Consider the following 18,699-nt stretch of genomic DNA (forward strand, 5'->3'; position numbering starts at 1 on the left):
AAAATGCATATACACGTAACTCCTATCCTTCTCTTGTTTCTGGACAATTCAAGTGTAAAGGATTAAGGAGCTTGCGTGTATTTTTTTGTTTTAATTTTTCTCATACCCCAACAAATATTATAGAGCCCTTATAAAATAGTCTAGGATAATATTAATTGGAAATGGTATCTTAAAAAAGGCAAAAAGGGGCCGCACAGCGATTTATCAATCGCTGAACGCCCCCTTGTAAACTGATAGCTATGGGCTATATCCTATATTTAAGATGATGTTCAAAAAGTCCGGGAAATATTGACTTCGAATTTCTTCGTTGCGTTGGAACTCCGGTCCTCACGTAGCTGTCTACGCTCCGGTCCTCTTTCCTTCCGCGCCTCGAACTTCTCGTCCCTATTTGTCCTCCTTTTTGAACTTATTGATGTTCAAAAAGTCTAAATATGATTGATACCAAGTCCAATTGTTTCGTGCTCAAGGCCTTTGACCGGAGCGCCAATTGTACCATATAAAGCTACTGCAAGCCATTCTCCCTCACGCTTATCTTTGTAAGGATTTCCGCGGACAATAGAAAATGTCAAACCGACTGTCCGTAAAACAGTGCCTAATTGATTATTGCCTCGCGTTACACCACTGAGTGCTTCCAGAATGCCATGATACAAAGCATGGGCTTCCCGATATAATTGATGTTCAATCATGCCTTGATTTTTTGCCGCTGTTTCAACGGCTGCCACCACTTTCTGTGCATCCATTGAACCTACCTTCCCTTTGCAACAGCGCCATCCTAAATCAGCTAATTCCTTGGGCAGCTTATATTCGGGCTGGAGAAGCAGCATAAGTGCTTGTTTTCCAATCAGATGGTCACGATCCAGCGGCATAACTTTCACTCTCTTCTAATAACTAATCACTGACTTTATTGTATTCGTTTACATTTCAAGTGTCAATCTTTTGTTTTATTTTTCTTTTGGAAATTATCCACAGTTCACGGGGTCAGACCCCAAAAATGTGGATAAAGAAGCGATCATTGGTAAAAATATCGACATGACTACCATTCTTATTTTTTTAAGTTTCTACCCGTGGTTGTTTGTCTTTTTTATTTTTGTTGCCCTTCGGATGGATCAGTGGGCAAAGACAAGTTTGTTTCTGTTAGTTCTTTGGTTAATGACTATGCCTTTTGCGGCTATTTTCATTGATGATTCTAAAAAGGAGAAAAACACAAAATCTAAGTCTAAACCTAACAAAAGTTAATGAGGGATACAGATGATATGGCCTTGGAAAAAAAACAATAGAAAATTAAAGACGGAGATGCTGGAGCAAAAGCCTCAAGATATTAAAGAACTTTTTAAGAATATGGAGGAGTCTGATGACTTTTCGCATTTTAAACACCATCAAGATTCCATGTCATGCTGGGTATCTTTTTATAAAACAATTGTCGGACTAAAGGCTGTCCATGAGGAAATTCTCCCTTATGTTTTTAAAAAGGACGTTAAAAGCATTAAGGATATTATGGGGAATTTACCCATTGAAGATCCATTATTAACAAGGGATATCAGGCAAATTCAGGACAAAATGATGCAAGGTCATGTTGCTATTCAAATGAAAGAGGACGACCCTGAATGCTTGCTTATTCCCGCCCCTTCAACAGAAAATCGACAAGTCACTAATCCAGAAACAGAAACAAGCATTGTCGGTCCTAAAGAAGGCTTTGTTGAATCGCTTGATACAAACATTGACCTTGTACGTAAAAGATTGCCGCTTCCAAATCTTTATTTGAAAGAAACGAAGGTTGGGAAGTTATCTAAAACCCGGGTCGCTATCATTTATATAAAAGGGATTGCCAATCAAGAAAACGTTAACACTATCTGGCAAAGAATCAAAGATATTGAATTTGACCAAATTGTTGACAGCTCAATGATCTCACAAATCATTACTGACAACCAGCATTCGCCTTTTCCGCAATTTATTGATACTGAACGTCCGGATCGTACAGCTTCAACAATTGCTGAAGGAAAAATTGCTGTACTGGTCGATGGTTCGCCCCATGCCGTGATTGTTCCAACTACAATTGTTGACTTCTTTATATCTTTTGATGACTATTTTATGCCTTGGCATATTGCTTCTTGTTTCCGCCTGATACGTCTTGTTGCTGTTACTTTTTCAGTGTTTTCATCACCATTATACGTTGCCATTTTAACTTATCATTATGAAGTGATACCAAGGGATCTTTTAGCAACTCTCGTTTCTTCAAGAGCTATTATTCCTTTTCCGCCTATTTTTGAGGCGCTTATTATGGAATTAACCATTGAGATGCTCCGGGAAGCCGGTGCCAGGCTCCCGACAAAAGTCGGTCAAACGATTGGTATTGTCGGCGGTCTCGTTATCGGAACCGCTTCAGTGCAAGCAGGGGTTGCCAGTAATGTTTTACTGATCATTTGCGCTATGGCTGCACTCGCTTCCTTTACAACACCGAATTATCGAATGGGTAATACGATTCGTTTAATTCGTTTTCCATTTTTATTGGCCGCACAATTATGGGGGTTAATCGGTATTTCCCTTTGCTTTGGTTTTTATTTATCACATTTGCTTAAATTAACGTCTTTGGGGCGGCCTTACATTGAACCGTTTTTTCCGCCGCGCTTTAATGATCTGAAGGATACTTTTATCCGTTTGCCAATTAATAAGCAAATAACACGGCCTTTATTTTTACGGCCGGAGGATCCAATGCGCATGAATAAAAGCCGATCTCAAAAGAAAAAGGATATTGATGAATAATTTACCAATTTAAAATCCTGCTTAAAAAGAAAGGATTTGGATCATGCCGACGTCAACGCCGACAAAAACAAAAATAAATGAGAATAGTCAAGTATCGCCCTTTCTTGTCTTTTTCCTTATTACTGCAATGCAATTTGGCGTCGGAATCCTGGGCTTTGCGCGTTATATAACAGGATTCGCAGGCTACGATGCCTGGATTTCAGTTTTACTTTCCGGGTTAAGCACCAATATCATTTTATGGTTGATTTACAAAATTATCGAACACGGAAACGGCAATGATATCATAACGATCCACAGGGAACTTTTCGGAAAGTGGCTTGGCGGACTGTTAAGTTTAGGCATTCTCAGCTATTTTTTTATATATGTCGTGACGATCATTAGAAGTTATATTGAAGTCATCCAAATTTGGCTGTTTCCCCAATTTTCTACATGGGAGCTGGCCTTTCTTATTTTACTGTTGGCCTATACATTTGTTGTCGGCGGCTTTCGAACGGTGGCAGGCATGAGCTTTTTAAGCATCGTGTATGGAGGATTTTTGATGCTTATTGTTTACTTCCCTTTGGAATACGCACATTTCAGCAACCTTCTTCCGTTTTTTGATCATTCCGTGCCGTCTCTATTAATGGCAACAAAACAAATGATATTAAGCTTTCTGGGCTTTGAACTTATTTTCATTTATTATCCATTTATTAAACGACCGGATCAATCAAAAAAATGGGCGCATGCCGCCACAATGTATACCACTTTTATTTATGTCGTTATCGTGCTGGTTATATTTGTTTATTTTAGTGAAAGGCAGCTTAGTCATACCATTTGGTCGACATTATCATTATGGAAAATTGCTAAATTGCCGATTATAGAGCGGTTTGAATATGTCGGCGTTTCCATTTGGATATTTATCATTTTACCTAATATTTGTCTTGGCGTATGGACGGTTACAAGAGGGCTGAAGCTGCAATTCCCTATAAGACAAAGAACTGTCCTGCCTTTCGTACTGATTGTTATTCTGATTATTACAGGATTATTTAAAAATCGCACCGCCATTGATAAATTAAATTCAACAGTATCAATTGCCGGGTTATATTTTGTTTATTGTTATATACCATTTTTGTTTATTTATCAATGGCTGTTTCAAAAGGTGAAAAAATATGAAAAACATTAAAAAACGGATGAAAGCCTTGTTAATTTTATTATTTTGCACCGTTTTAACCGGTTGTTTGCCAACCGATATCGTTGACGATATTTATACCGTTCAAACGATTGGTTTTGACTATGCCGGCAATCATGAAATTCTTGGCACTGTTGTGGCTCCGATTTACGCCCAATCTCAAGGAGGAGGCAGTCAGCAGGGCGGCGCTCAACAAGGGCCGTCGACCACAGATACATTTTCTACAGTGTCACATACAGATAAAGAAGTTGTAGAAAAATTACAAACGGAATCAGAGCAAAAAATTAAGCTGGGTAAATTAACAGTTGCCCTTATAAACGATGCTTTAGCTAAAAAAGGGATTGAAAAGTATCTTGATTACTTTAACAGAAATCCGGATATCGGACGGGATGTGTACGTAGCCATTGTCGATGGAAGCACAAGAAGGCTCTTGAATGGGCAGTATGCTTCTAACCCGGATGTATCCCGTTATCTATTCGATTTAATTCAGCAAAATATTGAGGAAAACTTTCCAAACACTAATCTTCATGAGTATTTTTATGAATATTACGGCAAGGGCATTAATGCATTTTTGCCCGTTCTAAAAAAACATAAGGATCACATTGAAATGGAGGGCATTGGACTTATTAAAAACAACCGGTATATTGGGCTGCTGCCATTTAAATATGTGTTTATTTTTAAAATGCTGCGTGAACCTTTTAATCAAGGAACATATGCACTTAATTTAAGCCCTCATAAATTCGTAACAGTTAAAAATATTGGATCAAAAGTTAAATATAAAGTTAAAGACGGGAACAGCAGACAGCCGAAAATCTGGATCAACGTAAAATTGAATGGTGTTATCACTGAGGCTTCCGTTCAAGGTAATCCGCAAAAATATATTAATACTGTCTCTTCAACATTAGAAAAGGATCTTAAAAATAAAGGAACTAAAGTGATTAAATTATTGCAAAGAAAGAATACAGATCCTCTTGGTTTAGGCGACCAGGTTCGCAGTTATACGTATAACTGGAACGAAAAACAATGGTACAAGCATTATCCGCATGCAAAAATTAAACTGAATGTTGATGTTAATATTACCCAAACCGGTATTGTAGATTGATCTTGTCTCTTACCTCTAAAAGAAACTGGAATGGAGACATTGTCTATTGGAAATTCTACGATAATAATTAATCAAATTTTTAATGGAGGAATTTCATATGCGCTTTCATCACATCATTCAACATATGGCCAATCATAAAATTAAGGAGAATAAAAAGAAAGGAAAACCCGCCGTTATCGAATGGTGGCAATTAAGCCTGATCGGGATCGGTTCGATTATGGGTGCCGGATTCTTCTTAGGGGCTGGTCTATCCATTAAAACAGCCGGACCTTCAGTCATTATTGGCTATTTTCTTGCGGGGATTGCAGCATTTTTTACATTTGCGGCGTTAGCCGAAATGACTGTTAACGACCCGGAAAAGGGATCGTTTCGAACTTATGCGAAAAAAGCTTACGGTGATATGTTTGGATTTATCAGCGGCTGGGGCTATTGGTTTTCAGGGGTCTTGATTATGTCCAGTGAAATCACCGCCCTTTCAACCTTCGCACAATATTGGTTCCACAGTATACCTCTATGGATCTTTTCTATTATTTTTTCATGTCTTGGGATTTTTGTGATTCTATTAGGTGTCAGTGATTTTGGTAAAATCGAGTCGCTATTTGCGGTCATCAAGCTTGCAACATTAGTTATCATTATTATTTTTGGCGCGCTTGTTATTTTCGGCTGGACACCTTCCGCACTTCATACTGCCGCCCATATTCATTCACCTTTTTACAACGGTATTTTTACAAATGGGTTTTTCGGCTTTTTTACGGGCATTCTTTTTGTTCTTTTTTCGTTTGGAGGGATTGGTGTTGTCGGTGTAACAGCAAGCCAATTACGGAACAAATCTGATGTTCCAAAGGCAGGTTATGTCCTTGTTATTTCCTTAACAGGAGTATACATTTTATCTTTGCTCGTTGTTTTAAGTCTTGCAAAATGGACGGCTATCAATGAATCGAAAAGTCCGTTTTTAACAGCATTAGGTTCATTAAATATTCCTTTTCTTGGAACCATCTTTAACATTATTATTATTACTGCCTCATTCTCGACAATGGTTGGCGCGCTGTATTCTATAACAAATATTTTAGTCTCATTGGCAAAAGACCATGACGCTCCAGAAATTCTTGGTAAAACAAATAAACGCGGCGTCCCGATTGCCGGTCTTGTGTTAACAGCTTGTATTCTGGCCGTCATTATTGTCTTATCCTACTTTTTACCAAAATCAGTTTATGAATATTTAACGACAGCGGCGAGTGTTATGCTTCTGTTCAATTGGATGGCTATCAACCTTTCTGAATGGAAAAATCGTAAGAGCTATCATGGGGATAAGTTTAAAATGCCGTTACATCCGTTTTCAAATATCATCACCTTGATGATTATTGTCTTTGCGATTGTCGGCGGTTTATTTACTGCAAAAGAAAGAATTGGCGTACTGGTTGCTATTGGTATTATCGTTATAATTACCATTGTCTCCTGGATATATCACCGTATTTTGGCGGGAGGATTACAAAAAGGAAAACAGCCGCAGCCAAACAGTTAGGCTGGTTAGAAGAGCTTCCAAAATCAATCGATCTAACAAATAGTTAAAATTATCCTTTTAAAACAGAATCGGCCAATTCACCAAAGGCGGCGTGGACATCGCCATAAAGAATCCTTGGGTAGAACAACCGCCGGGGGCGCCGAACTGAGAACAATTAAAAAAAGAAGTAGTTTCCTTTGTATTTGATTAGCATGATACTTAGCCAATTGCAAATACTAATTAAAAGGCTGCCTGAATAATGGCAGCTTTTTTACCCAATTCTTTAAAAATCATAAAGGAGATATAAGTTTTGAAAAATAAACCTAATGGTGCCAGGCGCTATAAGGCCTACGTTAGTTCTCTGGGAACAACACAAATTCATCTAAGGTCTCCTATAGTAATAGCTTGGTGGTCTGCTGCTCTTCCGGGCTTTGGTCATCTTCTTCTTTCAAAATACCTTAGAGGGTTTGTACTCGTTTTTTGGGAAATTATCATTAACGTTAATGCCAATATAAATAACGCTATGATATACTCCTTTACCGGACGTTTTGAAATGGCTAAGCAGATCCTTGAGCCCAGATGGATGCTTTTATACATTCCTATGTACTTTTATGCAATTTGGGACAGCTACCGAACAGCCGTTGATTTAAACAAAATTTATGTTTTAGCAAATAGAGAAAATGCGGATTTTCCCAGTTTTCAAATAACCGCTCTTGAAATAAATTATTTGGATAAAAGAAAGCCTTGGGTTGCTGTCATGTGGTCAGCATGTATGCCGGGAGCCGGCCAGCTTTATATACATAGGATTATTACAGCATTTTTTATTCTTACTTGGTGGATTTCCACTATTTATTTTTCAAGAGCTCTTGAGGGAATACATTTCCTTTTACTTGGTGAGTTAACTAACTCAAACAATGTACTGCGCAGCGAATGGTTATTGTATTTACCTTCCATTTATTTTTTCGCTATTTATGATGCCTATGTTAATACTGTTGAAAATAATAAGTTATTTGATAATGAGCAGAAAGGTTTTTTTAAAAAAAGATATCAAAAGTCTAAATGGATTTTACCATTTATGATAACTCTAAAAAACAGGTGAAAAAAATGTTTATTGTTGCAACCTTTGACCATTCAATTTATTTAGAATTAGCCCTGTCTCTACTGGAAGAGATCGGGATTAAAAAACAAGATATTCTTGCTATCCCGCTGGAAAATCGTGATCATAATATACAATTGTTTGATAATATTCACCGCTCGGACGGTACAAGTCTTTTTGACTTAGGGGCGGCTGCAGCAACCGCTTTATCGGTGGTAGGGGCAAGTATTGGCTTTCAACTTAAATGGGGACCGATCATATGGGGACTAATTGGGGCTGCAATAGGTTTTATGATAGGATTCATCATTGATTTATTTATTACCCGTAAAAAAAAGAAAAGCGGACGTAAAAAAAACACTGAGGTTATTCTCATTGTTCATTGCCAAAGTCATCAAGTTAAAACAATAGAAAAGATCTTTTGGGAGAACCAATCTTTCGGTATAGGAAAGTTAGATTAAAAAGGGGGACGCATCCGTGGTTCTAGCCATCGCATCCTTAATCGTTTTTATTATTTTAGTCGCTATTTCAAAAAAACGAATAACAAAAGTAGATTTATACACGACCTCTCTTTTTGCAGTGATTTTATCTTACACTGTGGATTTTATTTTAGGAGGAAAATACCAACTTTACGGTTATTTTAAACCGGGTGTCACTTATAGTGATTTTATCGTCATTTTGGGCATTTATCCTGCTATAAACATGCTGTTTCTGAATTACTTTCCTTTTAAAAAAAGGGTTTGGCTTAAGGCTGTATATATTATTTTATGGTCACTGTTTGCAATCGGGTATGAATGGTTAGCAGTCAAAGCAGGCTTATTTTATCATAGCGGGTGGAAGCTTTGGTATTCAGTACCAATTTACCCCATTTTATATTTAATTCTTTTAGGAAATTTAAAGTTCACTCAAAAGCTTCAATAAAGAAAACTTGGCTGGTGCCAAGCCTTAAAAGGCGCAGGCAACTGCTTAGTTGCCCTTATACTAGGATCTTAAAATTGGCTCCTACATCGAATGGCTGCGTCGCTGCCAATTTATTTTTTCCTTACGTAAAATAAAATACCCCGGATGGACGCCATGTCTGCCATACCGGGATATTTCATGTTAATTGGTTTTTCCTTAATTATTTTTCTGGTTTTCTTTTATTTTTTCCTTAATCGCCTTTCTTAGCTGCTGATTCGTTTTACCTTCTTGGGAAATACCGAGTTTCTTTGCTTTATCAACTAATTTTTCATGAATTTTATCTTTCACAGCTTGTCTTAATTCTTTTGTTGATTTACCTTTTGTATCAATATTAAGTCTCTCAGCTTTTTTCATCAATTTCTCTTTATGGTGTTCTTGTATTTTGGCTTTAATTTCATGCCTTAATTGTTGATTGCTTTTACCCTTTGTTTCTATCCCCAGCTTTTCGGCCCGTTTTGTTAAGCGTTCTGTCATCCGTTTTTTCTTTTCCTGTTTGACATCTTTTTTTATCTGTTTATCTGATTTGCCTTTAGTGCTGATACCAAATTTCTTTGCCTTTTCGATCAGTTTATCATGATTGATCGGCTTTTCATGATGAACAGTGACCGATGAACTGCTCTTCGTTTGATCTTGGGCATGAGCCGTTGCAGAAATGCCTGAGAAACCGCCAATAACAAGGGTTGATGCTATGACTAAAGACGTTCCTATTTTCTTTTTCATTCTTCTACTCACACTCCTTAAATGGTTGTATGAACAGTTTACCCATCATTTGTGGCAAAACTGTGGAGCTATGGTAGTTTTTGCATGAAATTTTATTTGTTTTTTGCGAAGCTTATAGTAAAGACAGCTCCGCCCTTTTCTTGATTACAAGCATGAATTTCACCATTACAGCCTTCAACGATAGCTCTGGAAATGGCTAAGCCCAGGCCTGATTGTCCTTTATCACCTTTAATAAACCTGTGAAAGATATAAGGTAATACATCATGAGAAATGCCTGGACCATCATCAACAATTTCTACTTTGATATTATTTTTATCTGTAAGATATGTGATATTAATAGTATCTTTAGCATACCTTAACGCATTAGAAAGAATATTGATGAAAGCTTGCATCAATTTATCGTTATCTGCTTGAACCAAATCAGATGCCTTATCACCCAAACCATCATGGATATTGATTTTTTTCTGTTTTTCATTAATTAATGGCATTAACCGTTCGATGGCTTCGTTCATAACCTCTTTTACAGAGACTTGCTTAAAGTGAAAAATATTTTCATCAGTCTCTAATTTTGCGAGGAGTACCATTTCTGTAACCAATGATTTCATACGGTCACTTTCATTAATAATTAAATTTAATCCATCTTGGGCTTCTTGACCGGAAAAAACACCGTCTTTTATCCCTTCTGCATAACCTCGAATCGTCATTAATGGTGATTTCAGCTCATGTGAAGCGTTTTGAAAAAAGTGTTTTTGGGTATTAATATATTGCTTAAGCTCTCCTGACATTTGAGAAACGGAACGCGCCACCTCGCCAATTTCCCCGGCGGCTTTAACCTTTTCGATATCATCAAATTGCCTTTTCGTTATTTTTTTCAAAGCTTTATTCACCTGTGATAAAGGAGTCACCAGTCTCCTTGTAATAATGGTACTTAAAATAAGCGCTAAAATACCTCCAAAAGCAAGTATCAGAAATAACTTTTTGGCAATATCCCATTGTAAATCCTTAATGCCGGTTAGTGGTGTTGCCAATACTAAAGCAAGCTTTTGTTTATTCATTCTTACCCGAAAAGTTTCAACAACATATTTCCCCTGTCCGGTATTCCATACACCTCTTAAAACTCTTGGGGGCTCATATTGCAGCTTGTTCAAAAAGGTGCTAGTCACATCGGACGGTAATGACGAAAACATTAACTGCCGATCATTCATATTAACAAGTAAAACTTCAATTTTCCCGGCCTGCTCCGGAACTTTCGTTAACCTGTTTAATTCTTCATCAAATAAATAATCATTTTGACCTTTAGCATAATTAACGAATGCTTGACCTTTCAGCCTTAGCTCTTTAAACTGATCTTCAATAAGCATATTTAAAAGCAAAGAATAGAAGACATAGGCTGCTAAACCAAGAATAATAAACATAAGGGTTATGAACGAAATGTTCAGCTGATGCTTTAGTTTCATTTTTCAACACTTCGATCTGACCTCAGCCGATATCCATACCCCCGAACTGTTTCTAGCGGAAAACCTTTCATTTTTCCCCTGATCCTTTTAACAAGGTCATCAACTGCCCGATCACTTCCAAAATAATCGTTCCCCCATACATGATTTAGAATACTTTCACGGGACATCGCCTGATCGACGTTTTTTGTCAGTAAATGAATAAACTGATATTCTTTGTTTGTTACTTGAACCTCTTGGCCTCTCCAGTATACTAGTCTCTTTCTTATATCAATTTCTAAATGATCAATATAGAACGTGTTAACGGAAGGGTCATTTTTCGCTTCTTTTAGCGCATACCAACGGTGCAGATGACGTTTAACCCTGGCAACGAGCTCCCTTGGACTGAAAGGTTTCGTTAAGTAATCGTCACTGCCCAGTTCCAGACCCAGCACTTTATCAACTTCTTCATCCTTCGCCGAGATAAAAATAATCGGTGCATCACTGTTTTTTCTTATTTCCTTGCAAAAATCATAACCATCCATACCGGGCAGCATGATATCTAACACCCATAATTCCGGTGTATTCCCTTTTAAATATTGCTGACCTTCTTCAGCCGATCCCATTCCGATGGTTTTATAACCTTCTTTTTGTAAATAAGCTTCCAAAACACGCCTGATATTAGCATCATCATCAACAATTCCAATCGTTGCTGTTTCCATAAAATCAATGCCTCCACCATGCTTTTTAGCTATTTTCTCATAAAAAATATATAAAGTTAAAATTGTGGTAAATTCCACATACTTTATATGGTACACTAGTCGAAATGAACATTCTAAATGCTAAGTCAAACACCCGTTATAAAGCGATTCCATTTATTTTTCTGGAAATTTAGGATATACTATACATATTAATGTTTTTCGCTAAAACTTTTTGAACATCTTCTATTAAGAGAAAAGGGGAGGATATATCATGGCGTTTAATAAAGGACCGCAAGAACCCATCCCTGAAGTTGAAACTGACATTTGGAGCTGTACGAATGAAGATTGTTCGGGTTGGATGAGAGATGCTTTTTCATTTGATTCAGAACCTGTTTGTCCTTTATGTCAGTCAGAAATGGTCAAAGCAACAAAAGTTTTACCTGTCATTAAAGATTAGCCCTGCCCCTATAAAATCAAATCTTAAGGGGATTAGATACAAGAAGTCGTGCATCATATGCACGGCTTTTCGTATTTTATGCGGAAGGTTCTCCGGGATTGATTAGCACCAAGAGGCCTTCCCGCATACACTGTTTTTAAAGCGGGCTTAGGCGTCATTGGGCGTGAAGATGTTTGATGTAGGCTTTCGCACATTCTGATTATTAATGAATAAACTATGTTGAATCACATAGAAGAGGTGTTCGTTTATGGTCGATAATCTTGAGCAAGTCAATATCGGTATTCAGTTTGATAATATTGCCATTAATAGTGCAGCCAGCGGAGCAGGTGTATTCAATGGCGCCAATAACCAATTTGGCTGGTCCTCACATGCGAAAACTAATTCAGGTCTGGGCACAATAGGCGGGCATCATAACCCTTTGCCTTATAATATTAATATTTTATGGGATAACGATAAGATTGATACGACCATTAACGATCAAGATATCATGTGGAGTGTAAAATAGCTTCCGGCTCATAAGTGAAAAATAATATAATAACCCGACCCATCTTAGTAAAATTTTTAATTGATATTAAAGAAATTCCTGAGTTGCGGGTTTTTAATTTCAAGGGAACTAGCCTTGTTATTGGCGCAGCTGTACCACTTATGAGAATTAATTTATTAACTGAGTCATGCCGTCTTATTGCAGATCATACAAATCGTAACAAAATGACGATAACAATTGACAAAGAACCGTTTGAGGTGATTGCGTTGAAATTAAATCGCCTTGTGTTCCTCTTCCGTTATTACCCAAATAAGGGGCCAAAAAAATATATCAGTCTATTCTTTGGGATACTTGGTACATCTATTGGTATCTATATATGGCTAAGCCGTTTGCCGCAATTTTATGGGGATGACATGACCAGTTTAAAACATATCCAAGGATTAGATTATACAATTTTTCTATTTATCCCAAGTTCAATTGCCTTAATTTCCGTTTTATTTAATAAAACTTACTTAATGTATTTAGCTGCCTTAATAAGTTTACCTATTATTTTATTTGTCGGCTTACATCCCCTTTCTATATACTGTCCACTTCTTTGTTACTTAATTTCTATCCTTATAACCTTTAAAAAATCATTAACAAAAAAGGATAAAGAAGAATTAGAAAAATTAATAACAGAACAAGTAAAAGAAATTGAAAAAGAGGCAGAAGAACAATTGACTAAAGCGCAATCAGTCATTTCGCAAAAAACAAATATACTTCATACAAATTCATCCTCAGAACCGACTTCATATCATATAGTTCGAACGTACCAAGCAAATCTAAACATCGCCAATAAAATAAATCAAAACTATAAAAATTATGTTAAATCGAGGGGTTCAGCATTTGCCAATACTTATAGATTAGGGGTTTTTTACCTTCTGACACGAACAAATGGCATTTGGGATTTGAAACAAACCATTGGGGAAAAAACTAAATACAGATTTAAGGGACAAAAAAAACAGGTGAATATATCGGAAATCACCATTTTGGATATATGGGAAGAGCCGCCGGTTTCAGTTGTACTGTATTGAAGAGCGCTGCAGGAATGTATCAAGTATATTCCGGGACATCAGAATGGAAGTTTATTTCTTCCTACTTTGATGATCCAAAAGATTCAAAGGCCATTGCTGACGGCTGTACAGATTTTAATAACGGGTACTGTTTCTAGCTTGAATCAAAAAATGATCTTGTTTGAGTGTGTAGAAAACGATGGGGATTCTACACACTCAAACAAGAAAGGCTTTTTATCATTTATAAAAGGTTAAACTTATTGATTAGCGCTAATTATATCAATTTTGTGTTTGCCGTTACACCTCACTATTACGTTTAATTTAAAAAATCATAGAATAAAGTACATAAATTAAGAATGGGGAAACCGCAGTATGTATAACCAAGAAAATAATACCACAGGGGGAGTTAAAACAAGTAGGGCACTAGCTGTAATTTCTGGTATTTTCTATCTCCTAGGCAGCGTTTTTTATATTCTTTCAGCGTTGGCACAAAAATAAAAAGTGAACATCGAAGATTACTAGTTAGTACAAGCTTTATCAGAGAGATTTGTAAAGAAAACTTGGCTGTTGCCAAGATATCCTTTCGGAAAGTATAAAAAAGATTAACACCATTTAGCCTTTTTCATTTTCACCCTTTTATAGGTCACCTCATTTTGAAGTGACCTTTTTTTAATAGGCCCCTTTAGAACGAAATAACAATGAAATAGATTTAAAAATAATTTTTATATCATTTACAATCGATCTGTTATTAATATAATTCAAATCTAACTCCACCATTTTTTTAAAACCGACATTACTTCTGCCATTTATTTGCCATAACCCTGTACAGCCCGGATTCACAAGCAATCGTTGCTTTTCGTAATAATTATATGACTTAACTTCTCTTGGTAAAGGCGGTCTGGGACCAACAAGACTCATATCGCCTTTTAAGACATTCAAAAGCTGCGGAAATTCATCAATACTCGTTCTGCGAATAAATTTCCCTACCTTTGTTATTCGGGGATCCTTTTTTATTTTAAACATTGCTCCGGATGCTTCATTATTCTCAAGTAATTCCTTTAATTTCCCCTCCGCATCCGGCACCATTGAGCGAAACTTATACATAAAAAACAGTTTTCCACTTTTACCAACACGAACCTGTTTAAAGAAAATAGATCCTTTAGGGTCTTCAATCTTTATAAAAATGGCTGCAATCAAAAATAACCATGAAAGAAATATCATACCCATTAGGGCACCAACAATATCGATTAATCGCTTAGCAAACAAATAACTTTTATTTTTTTCGATAAAGATAGTACCAGTATTCCGTTTATTATCGGCATCATAAACTACAGCTGAACTTTCCAACCTTTTTCCCCCTTTTAAAACCATATAATTAAGTATAATGATCAACAAACTGGCATCCCGTTCGCTTTACTAAATGGCTTGTCTGGTTTTAACAAGAGAAACACTGGAGGAATAAAGCAATAATTGGATATTTTATGGAAAAGAAAGAAGGCTGGAAACGGCTTAAACACTCAGGAAAAACCCAGGCTGTCTAAGTCCTTCTAGACAGCTCGAAAAGATAGGCTTGTATTGGTTAAATAGATAACACTTGGATTGGCCAATTAATAATATTACTTCCATTCACTTCTTGCGTGCCGTACTTGGATTAATAAAATCCACCGCCGTATCCGCCGTCTATACTTTTCTATCCCTTCATATATTGTACTTTCAATTTATGAAAGAGATTAAATTGATGAAACGGACAATTATACATAACCATTAAAATATTGCTTGTTTCCTTGAATAGCCGCGAAATAAGTCGTAAAAAACTTGTTTGTCCATTTAAAAAAGAATAAAAATACCGCTTTTGCAAATGTTAAGGAATGAATTAATTTTTTTGGAGGTGTCAGTATGGGACAAGATAAAGGAAAAACTCAAATGCCGAAAGCAGGACCGGTTCAGCCTAGCCAAGCAACAAGCCAAACACCGGCAACGAGTGCTGTTAACACGCAAGCTTCGATGACTCAAAAGCAGCCTAAAGGAACAGCTAAAAAGTAAGAAGTACGATGTCATATGTAAATCTCAATATAAACTAAAATGGTTTCCGTCATATACGGGAACTATTTTAATTTCTTGGCAATCCAGGCTGATCCCACATAATATCTCTGTCGTCAATAGGTGTATCCAGATTATCATTATCCATAACCATATTGATATTCCGTACGATTTGGTGTTTCTCTCCGCCAATGCTGCCTAATCCGGAATTTGCTTTACTATGTGAACTCCATCCGAATTGACGATTCGTACCGTTAAAAACGCCGCTTGAAGCACTCATTGACCCTACACTTAGCGACTTAAAAGATATTTTCAATTCCGGATCAAGTGTTTTAGGCATAGTAAATAGCACCTTCCTTATGTTATTTCTCAATATCTTATGCGCAAGAGCCCATTTTTGTGTGAAATTAATTATTTTACTGCCATTAAATAAACTTAAAAGCGCCTCATATTGGCGCTTTTAGAAAATCCTTATTTTTGATTTATTAACTGTTCAACATCCTTCATCAATGCTTTATTGTTCTCCCTGATGATGATCTCTATGCCTTCACGAAGCCGTTCAACATCAATTGTTCCGCCTGAGTTCAGAATATACCCGTCAATCAATCTGTCCATGACAGCTTTTTCTAATCCGTATTCTTTTTCTTTGTCCATTAAAGTCCTCTCCTTACTCAGTAAAATCCATTTATATTAGATGTTTCGATCTATTTAATACTATACCCATAATTCCCTGTTTTTTAACTTAATGACTAAAAAAATTCATTTAAAGCTTTATGGACAAAAAGTTGAATACTGATGAACCGGCTGTTTTGACCAATTGTTTATAGTTTATAACTTAATTTTTTCTTCAGAGACGGTGAATTTTTCAAGAGCATCCCAATTAATTTTATAACCTATCCCCGGCTCTTCCGGGACTTTAATTTCACCATTTTTCACTGTTACTTCAGGAGTAATAATATCCTGCGTCCAATAACGCGAGGATCCCGCTGTATCACCGGGAAGCGTAAATTGGGAGAGGGTTGTCAAAGCGATATTATGAGCCCGTCCAATACCTGCTTCTAACATGCCGCCGCACCAGACCGGAATAGCCCTTTTCGCACAGTAGTCATGAATTTTCTTTGATACCGTAAGTCCGCCAACCCTGCCTATTTTAATATTAATGATTTTACATGCGCCAATATCAATTGCTTTCCGTGCATCTTCAAATGAATTGATGCTCTCATCAAGACAAATCGGTGTTTTGATTTGCTTTTGCAGAACGGCGTGATCAATCATGTCATCATGACTAAGCGGCTGTTCAATCATTAATAAGTTATAGTCATCCAGTTGCTTTAAATGTTGACTATCTTCCAAAGTATAAGCAGAATTGGCATCAACCATTAACGGGACGTCAGGATAATGATCACGGACAGCTTTTACAACATCAATATCCTTGCCGGGTTTTATTTTAATTTTAATCCTTTTATAACCTTGATCCAAAAAGGCACCAATTTTTTTAATCAGTTCATCAGGACTTGATTGAATGCCAATACTGATACCGACATCAATTTTGTTCTTTTCACCGCCCAAAGACTTATAGAGCGGCTGATTATGCTCCCGGGCGTATAGATCCCAAACCGCCCCCTCTATTGCTGCTTTAGCCATATTATTACGTCTGATCGGCGCAAATCTCTCTAATATTTCATCGGGATGATGAATAGGCTTTTGGCCTAATAACGGAATTAAAAAATCCTTCATCATATGCTCAGTTGTTTGAACCGTTTCTTCAGTATACCAAGGAGATGAAAAGGCAACTGATTCCCCCCAGCCGCTGATGCCCGACACATTAACAAGCTCGATCACAAAAAATTCTTTATCAATAAAACTGCCAAAGCTTGTCGTAAAAGGGTCCCGTAACGTCATTTTTAACTTTCTCAAGATGATATGGTCAAGATCCATAAATTTTACCCCTTTCACAAATCTAAAAGCTGCTTTTTCACAAACAAATATTGATGAGACGATTGATTATCGGAACTTTTTAATACTTGCGCCCCGACATAACCTTTTGATAAAAGCGCCTTGAAAATTTTTCTCGTTTTTAAGCGCCAATCGAGGGCAAGGCCCAGATCATTCTTTTTAATTTGCTGGAATGTCTTTGGTACGGGAACAAGCCAAGTGTCACTTTCTTCTATGATATTAAGTGTACCGCTTTCGAAGTCATGGAGCCCGGGAAATTCACTGTTCTCTTTAATTCCTACTAATTGCGGCGTCTCTTTAGATTGGTTTTCAGGATAACCTTTTTTAACATGATCGCTGTTAATCCACCATTCAACCCGGAAACGGTCACTCGGAAGGTTGCCATTTAAAGCGTCGTCCATATCGCCATATAAATGTTCAATATACTCTGCAGCAATACCATGGCATTTTGATAGATTTAAATAAGCATTTAAGCTCTCAAGCGGATCATAAGTCCAGTTCACTAGAGTATATCCTTTTTCTATAGCTGCTTCCCGCTGTTTTCTTTTTAATGAAAATCCTATCCCCTTTTTCTGGTAATCAGGATGGATACCTGTCATATGTGAACAAAGATAAACCTGTTGATTCCGAAAACCCGGGAAACCGTAATTAAATCCGACCATTGTATTTTCATGATAGGCGCCTAATATAATACCGCCGTTTTTTGCGACGGTTAATGTTTGATGTGTCGGTAACGGCGGAGTTTTCCAAACTTGCTCCTCTAACTCCGACATTTTGTTTAACTCATCAAGGCTCGTTAATTCCTTAATTTTGATGGATGTCATTTGGCATCACATTCCTTTTCATAAGTAATAGAACCGTTAAAAACACCTTCTTTTTTAATTTAATACCACAACCATTATAATCCTTTTCATCATTATTCATCAAAATGGAAATAAGATCATGAATATTTTTGAACTAATATCTATATACATAAATGATGGTTATTTGATCGTCATTTGGATTTTAACCTTTTTATTGTTAGCATCTAAATCTAAACAAAAGTAAAGCCGCATAACTGCCTTTCGTCATCAGCAGAACAGTTTGGGGGAATGAAAATGGAAGCCAGTTATATAAAAGAGGCGTTAAAGCAAGTCGGCATTGATGTCCCCGAGAAAGATATCCCCTACATTCAAAAATTATTGAACAATGTATCACCCGCAGCACCACGCTTAAACCCGCATCTTTTAAAAAATGTTGATGGAATTAAACTTTATTCATGGAGGTAAAAGC

At 36.8% G+C, this 18,699-nt stretch carries 23 protein-coding genes; 14 read left to right on the plus strand and 9 right to left on the minus strand.

The genetic code is table 11. From position 1 onward, the window contains the following. Window positions 1-425: 425 nt before the first annotated feature. Window positions 426-866, minus strand: a complete 441-nt coding sequence (gene hutP, locus ACFQRG_RS20345; RefSeq protein WP_380969624.1) for a hut operon transcriptional regulator HutP — start codon at window positions 864-866, stop codon at window positions 426-428. 127 nt (window positions 867-993) lie between these two features. On the opposite strand from hutP, the gene ACFQRG_RS20350 reads away from it, so the two are divergent. The 8 genes from ACFQRG_RS20350 (at window position 994) to ACFQRG_RS20385 (ending at window position 8,545) form a co-directional block, all read left to right on the plus strand. Beyond that, on the plus strand, window positions 994-1,236 hold the full coding sequence (locus ACFQRG_RS20350) for a hypothetical protein (RefSeq protein ID WP_380969627.1): 243 nt from the start codon (window positions 994-996) through the stop codon (window positions 1,234-1,236). A 12-nt stretch (window positions 1,237-1,248) separates the two neighbouring features. Next, entirely contained in the window at window positions 1,249-2,760 is a 1,512-nt protein-coding gene (locus ACFQRG_RS20355) for a spore germination protein (RefSeq protein WP_380969629.1), read from the plus strand. A 43-nt stretch (window positions 2,761-2,803) separates the two neighbouring features. Then, window positions 2,804-3,922, plus strand: a complete 1,119-nt coding sequence (locus ACFQRG_RS20360) for a GerAB/ArcD/ProY family transporter (protein ID WP_380969631.1) — start codon at window positions 2,804-2,806, stop codon at window positions 3,920-3,922. Beyond that, window positions 3,909-5,030, plus strand: a complete 1,122-nt coding sequence (locus tag ACFQRG_RS20365) for a Ger(x)C family spore germination protein (RefSeq protein ID WP_380969633.1) — start codon at window positions 3,909-3,911, stop codon at window positions 5,028-5,030. Before ACFQRG_RS20360 ends, ACFQRG_RS20365 begins: the two co-directional genes overlap by 14 nt. 97 nt (window positions 5,031-5,127) lie before the next feature. Next, complete coding sequence (locus ACFQRG_RS20370) at window positions 5,128-6,552, plus strand: amino acid permease (RefSeq protein ID WP_380969635.1); 1,425 nt, start codon at window positions 5,128-5,130, stop codon at window positions 6,550-6,552. 289 nt (window positions 6,553-6,841) lie between these two features. Further along, window positions 6,842-7,630, plus strand: a complete 789-nt coding sequence (locus ACFQRG_RS20375; RefSeq protein WP_380969637.1) for a hypothetical protein — start codon at window positions 6,842-6,844, stop codon at window positions 7,628-7,630. Window positions 7,631-7,635: 5 nt separating this feature from the next. Next, entirely contained in the window at window positions 7,636-8,085 is a 450-nt protein-coding gene (locus ACFQRG_RS20380) for a hypothetical protein (RefSeq protein ID WP_380969639.1), read from the plus strand. Window positions 8,086-8,101: 16 nt separating this feature from the next. Continuing rightward, window positions 8,102-8,545 (plus strand): CBO0543 family protein, encoded by a 444-nt coding sequence (locus ACFQRG_RS20385; protein ID WP_380969642.1) that lies wholly within the window; start codon window positions 8,102-8,104, stop codon window positions 8,543-8,545. Window positions 8,546-8,740: 195 nt separating this feature from the next. Here the strand turns inward: ACFQRG_RS20385 and ACFQRG_RS20390 are convergent, their stop codons facing one another. The 3 genes from ACFQRG_RS20390 to ACFQRG_RS20400 form a co-directional block, all read right to left on the minus strand. Then, the gene (locus ACFQRG_RS20390) at window positions 8,741-9,304 is read right to left on the minus strand and encodes a hypothetical protein (protein WP_380969644.1); all 564 of its coding nucleotides are present in this window, start codon (window positions 9,302-9,304) and stop codon (window positions 8,741-8,743) included. Window positions 9,305-9,396: 92 nt separating this feature from the next. After that, complete coding sequence (locus ACFQRG_RS20395) at window positions 9,397-10,761, minus strand: sensor histidine kinase (protein ID WP_380969646.1); 1,365 nt, start codon at window positions 10,759-10,761, stop codon at window positions 9,397-9,399. Further along, window positions 10,758-11,459 (minus strand): response regulator transcription factor, encoded by a 702-nt coding sequence (locus ACFQRG_RS20400; RefSeq protein WP_380969648.1) that lies wholly within the window; start codon window positions 11,457-11,459, stop codon window positions 10,758-10,760. The genes ACFQRG_RS20395 and ACFQRG_RS20400 overlap by 4 nt, the downstream gene beginning before the upstream one ends. Window positions 11,460-11,709: 250 nt before the next feature. Here ACFQRG_RS20400 and ACFQRG_RS20405 point away from each other — a divergent pair, with 250 nt between their 5' ends. The 4 genes from ACFQRG_RS20405 to ACFQRG_RS20420 all read left to right on the plus strand — a co-directional run bounded on the left by ACFQRG_RS20405 (window position 11,710) and on the right by ACFQRG_RS20420 (window position 13,589). Beyond that, the gene (locus tag ACFQRG_RS20405; protein ID WP_380969650.1) at window positions 11,710-11,895 is read left to right on the plus strand and encodes a cold-shock protein; all 186 of its coding nucleotides are present in this window, start codon (window positions 11,710-11,712) and stop codon (window positions 11,893-11,895) included. Window positions 11,896-12,142: 247 nt separating this feature from the next. Then, window positions 12,143-12,400: a hypothetical protein gene (locus tag ACFQRG_RS20410; protein WP_380969653.1), complete on the plus strand. Its 258-nt coding sequence runs from the start codon at window positions 12,143-12,145 to the stop codon at window positions 12,398-12,400. A 140-nt stretch (window positions 12,401-12,540) separates the two neighbouring features. Next, window positions 12,541-13,452: a hypothetical protein gene (locus tag ACFQRG_RS20415; RefSeq protein WP_380969656.1), complete on the plus strand. Its 912-nt coding sequence runs from the start codon at window positions 12,541-12,543 to the stop codon at window positions 13,450-13,452. Next, window positions 13,416-13,589 carry a hypothetical protein gene (locus ACFQRG_RS20420; protein WP_380969658.1) on the plus strand — a complete coding sequence of 58 codons (174 nt, stop codon included), beginning with the start codon at window positions 13,416-13,418 and terminating at the stop codon, window positions 13,587-13,589. Before ACFQRG_RS20415 ends, ACFQRG_RS20420 begins: the two co-directional genes overlap by 37 nt. A gap of 511 nt (window positions 13,590-14,100) precedes the next feature. Here ACFQRG_RS20420 and ACFQRG_RS20425 read toward each other — a convergent pair. Continuing rightward, on the minus strand, window positions 14,101-14,724 hold the full coding sequence (locus ACFQRG_RS20425; protein ID WP_380969946.1) for a sugar transferase: 624 nt from the start codon (window positions 14,722-14,724) through the stop codon (window positions 14,101-14,103). Window positions 14,725-15,327: 603 nt separating this feature from the next. Here ACFQRG_RS20425 and ACFQRG_RS20430 point away from each other — a divergent pair. Further along, window positions 15,328-15,474 carry a hypothetical protein gene (locus tag ACFQRG_RS20430; protein ID WP_380969660.1) on the plus strand — a complete coding sequence of 49 codons (147 nt, stop codon included), beginning with the start codon at window positions 15,328-15,330 and terminating at the stop codon, window positions 15,472-15,474. A gap of 67 nt (window positions 15,475-15,541) precedes the next feature. Here the strand turns inward: ACFQRG_RS20430 and ACFQRG_RS20435 are convergent, their stop codons facing one another. The 4 genes from ACFQRG_RS20435 to ACFQRG_RS20450 form a co-directional block, all read right to left on the minus strand. Then, window positions 15,542-15,811, minus strand: coding sequence for a hypothetical protein (locus tag ACFQRG_RS20435; RefSeq protein ID WP_380969662.1), 270 nt, complete (start codon window positions 15,809-15,811; stop codon window positions 15,542-15,544). Window positions 15,812-15,942: 131 nt separating this feature from the next. After that, window positions 15,943-16,125, minus strand: a complete 183-nt coding sequence (locus tag ACFQRG_RS20440; protein WP_380969664.1) for a hypothetical protein — start codon at window positions 16,123-16,125, stop codon at window positions 15,943-15,945. Window positions 16,126-16,299: 174 nt separating this feature from the next. Continuing rightward, window positions 16,300-17,409, minus strand: coding sequence for an o-succinylbenzoate synthase (menC, locus tag ACFQRG_RS20445; RefSeq protein ID WP_380969666.1), 1,110 nt, complete (start codon window positions 17,407-17,409; stop codon window positions 16,300-16,302). Between the two features lie 14 nt (window positions 17,410-17,423). After that, complete coding sequence (locus ACFQRG_RS20450) at window positions 17,424-18,251, minus strand: GNAT family N-acetyltransferase (RefSeq protein WP_380969668.1); 828 nt, start codon at window positions 18,249-18,251, stop codon at window positions 17,424-17,426. Between the two features lie 273 nt (window positions 18,252-18,524). Here ACFQRG_RS20450 and ACFQRG_RS20455 point away from each other — a divergent pair, with 273 nt between their 5' ends. Then, window positions 18,525-18,695 (plus strand): hypothetical protein, encoded by a 171-nt coding sequence (locus ACFQRG_RS20455; protein ID WP_380969670.1) that lies wholly within the window; start codon window positions 18,525-18,527, stop codon window positions 18,693-18,695. Window positions 18,696-18,699 lie beyond the last annotated feature (4 nt).

Source organism: Scopulibacillus cellulosilyticus, assembly GCF_042665295.1.
Classification (GTDB): domain Bacteria; phylum Bacillota; class Bacilli; order Bacillales; family Sporolactobacillaceae; genus Scopulibacillus_A; species Scopulibacillus_A cellulosilyticus.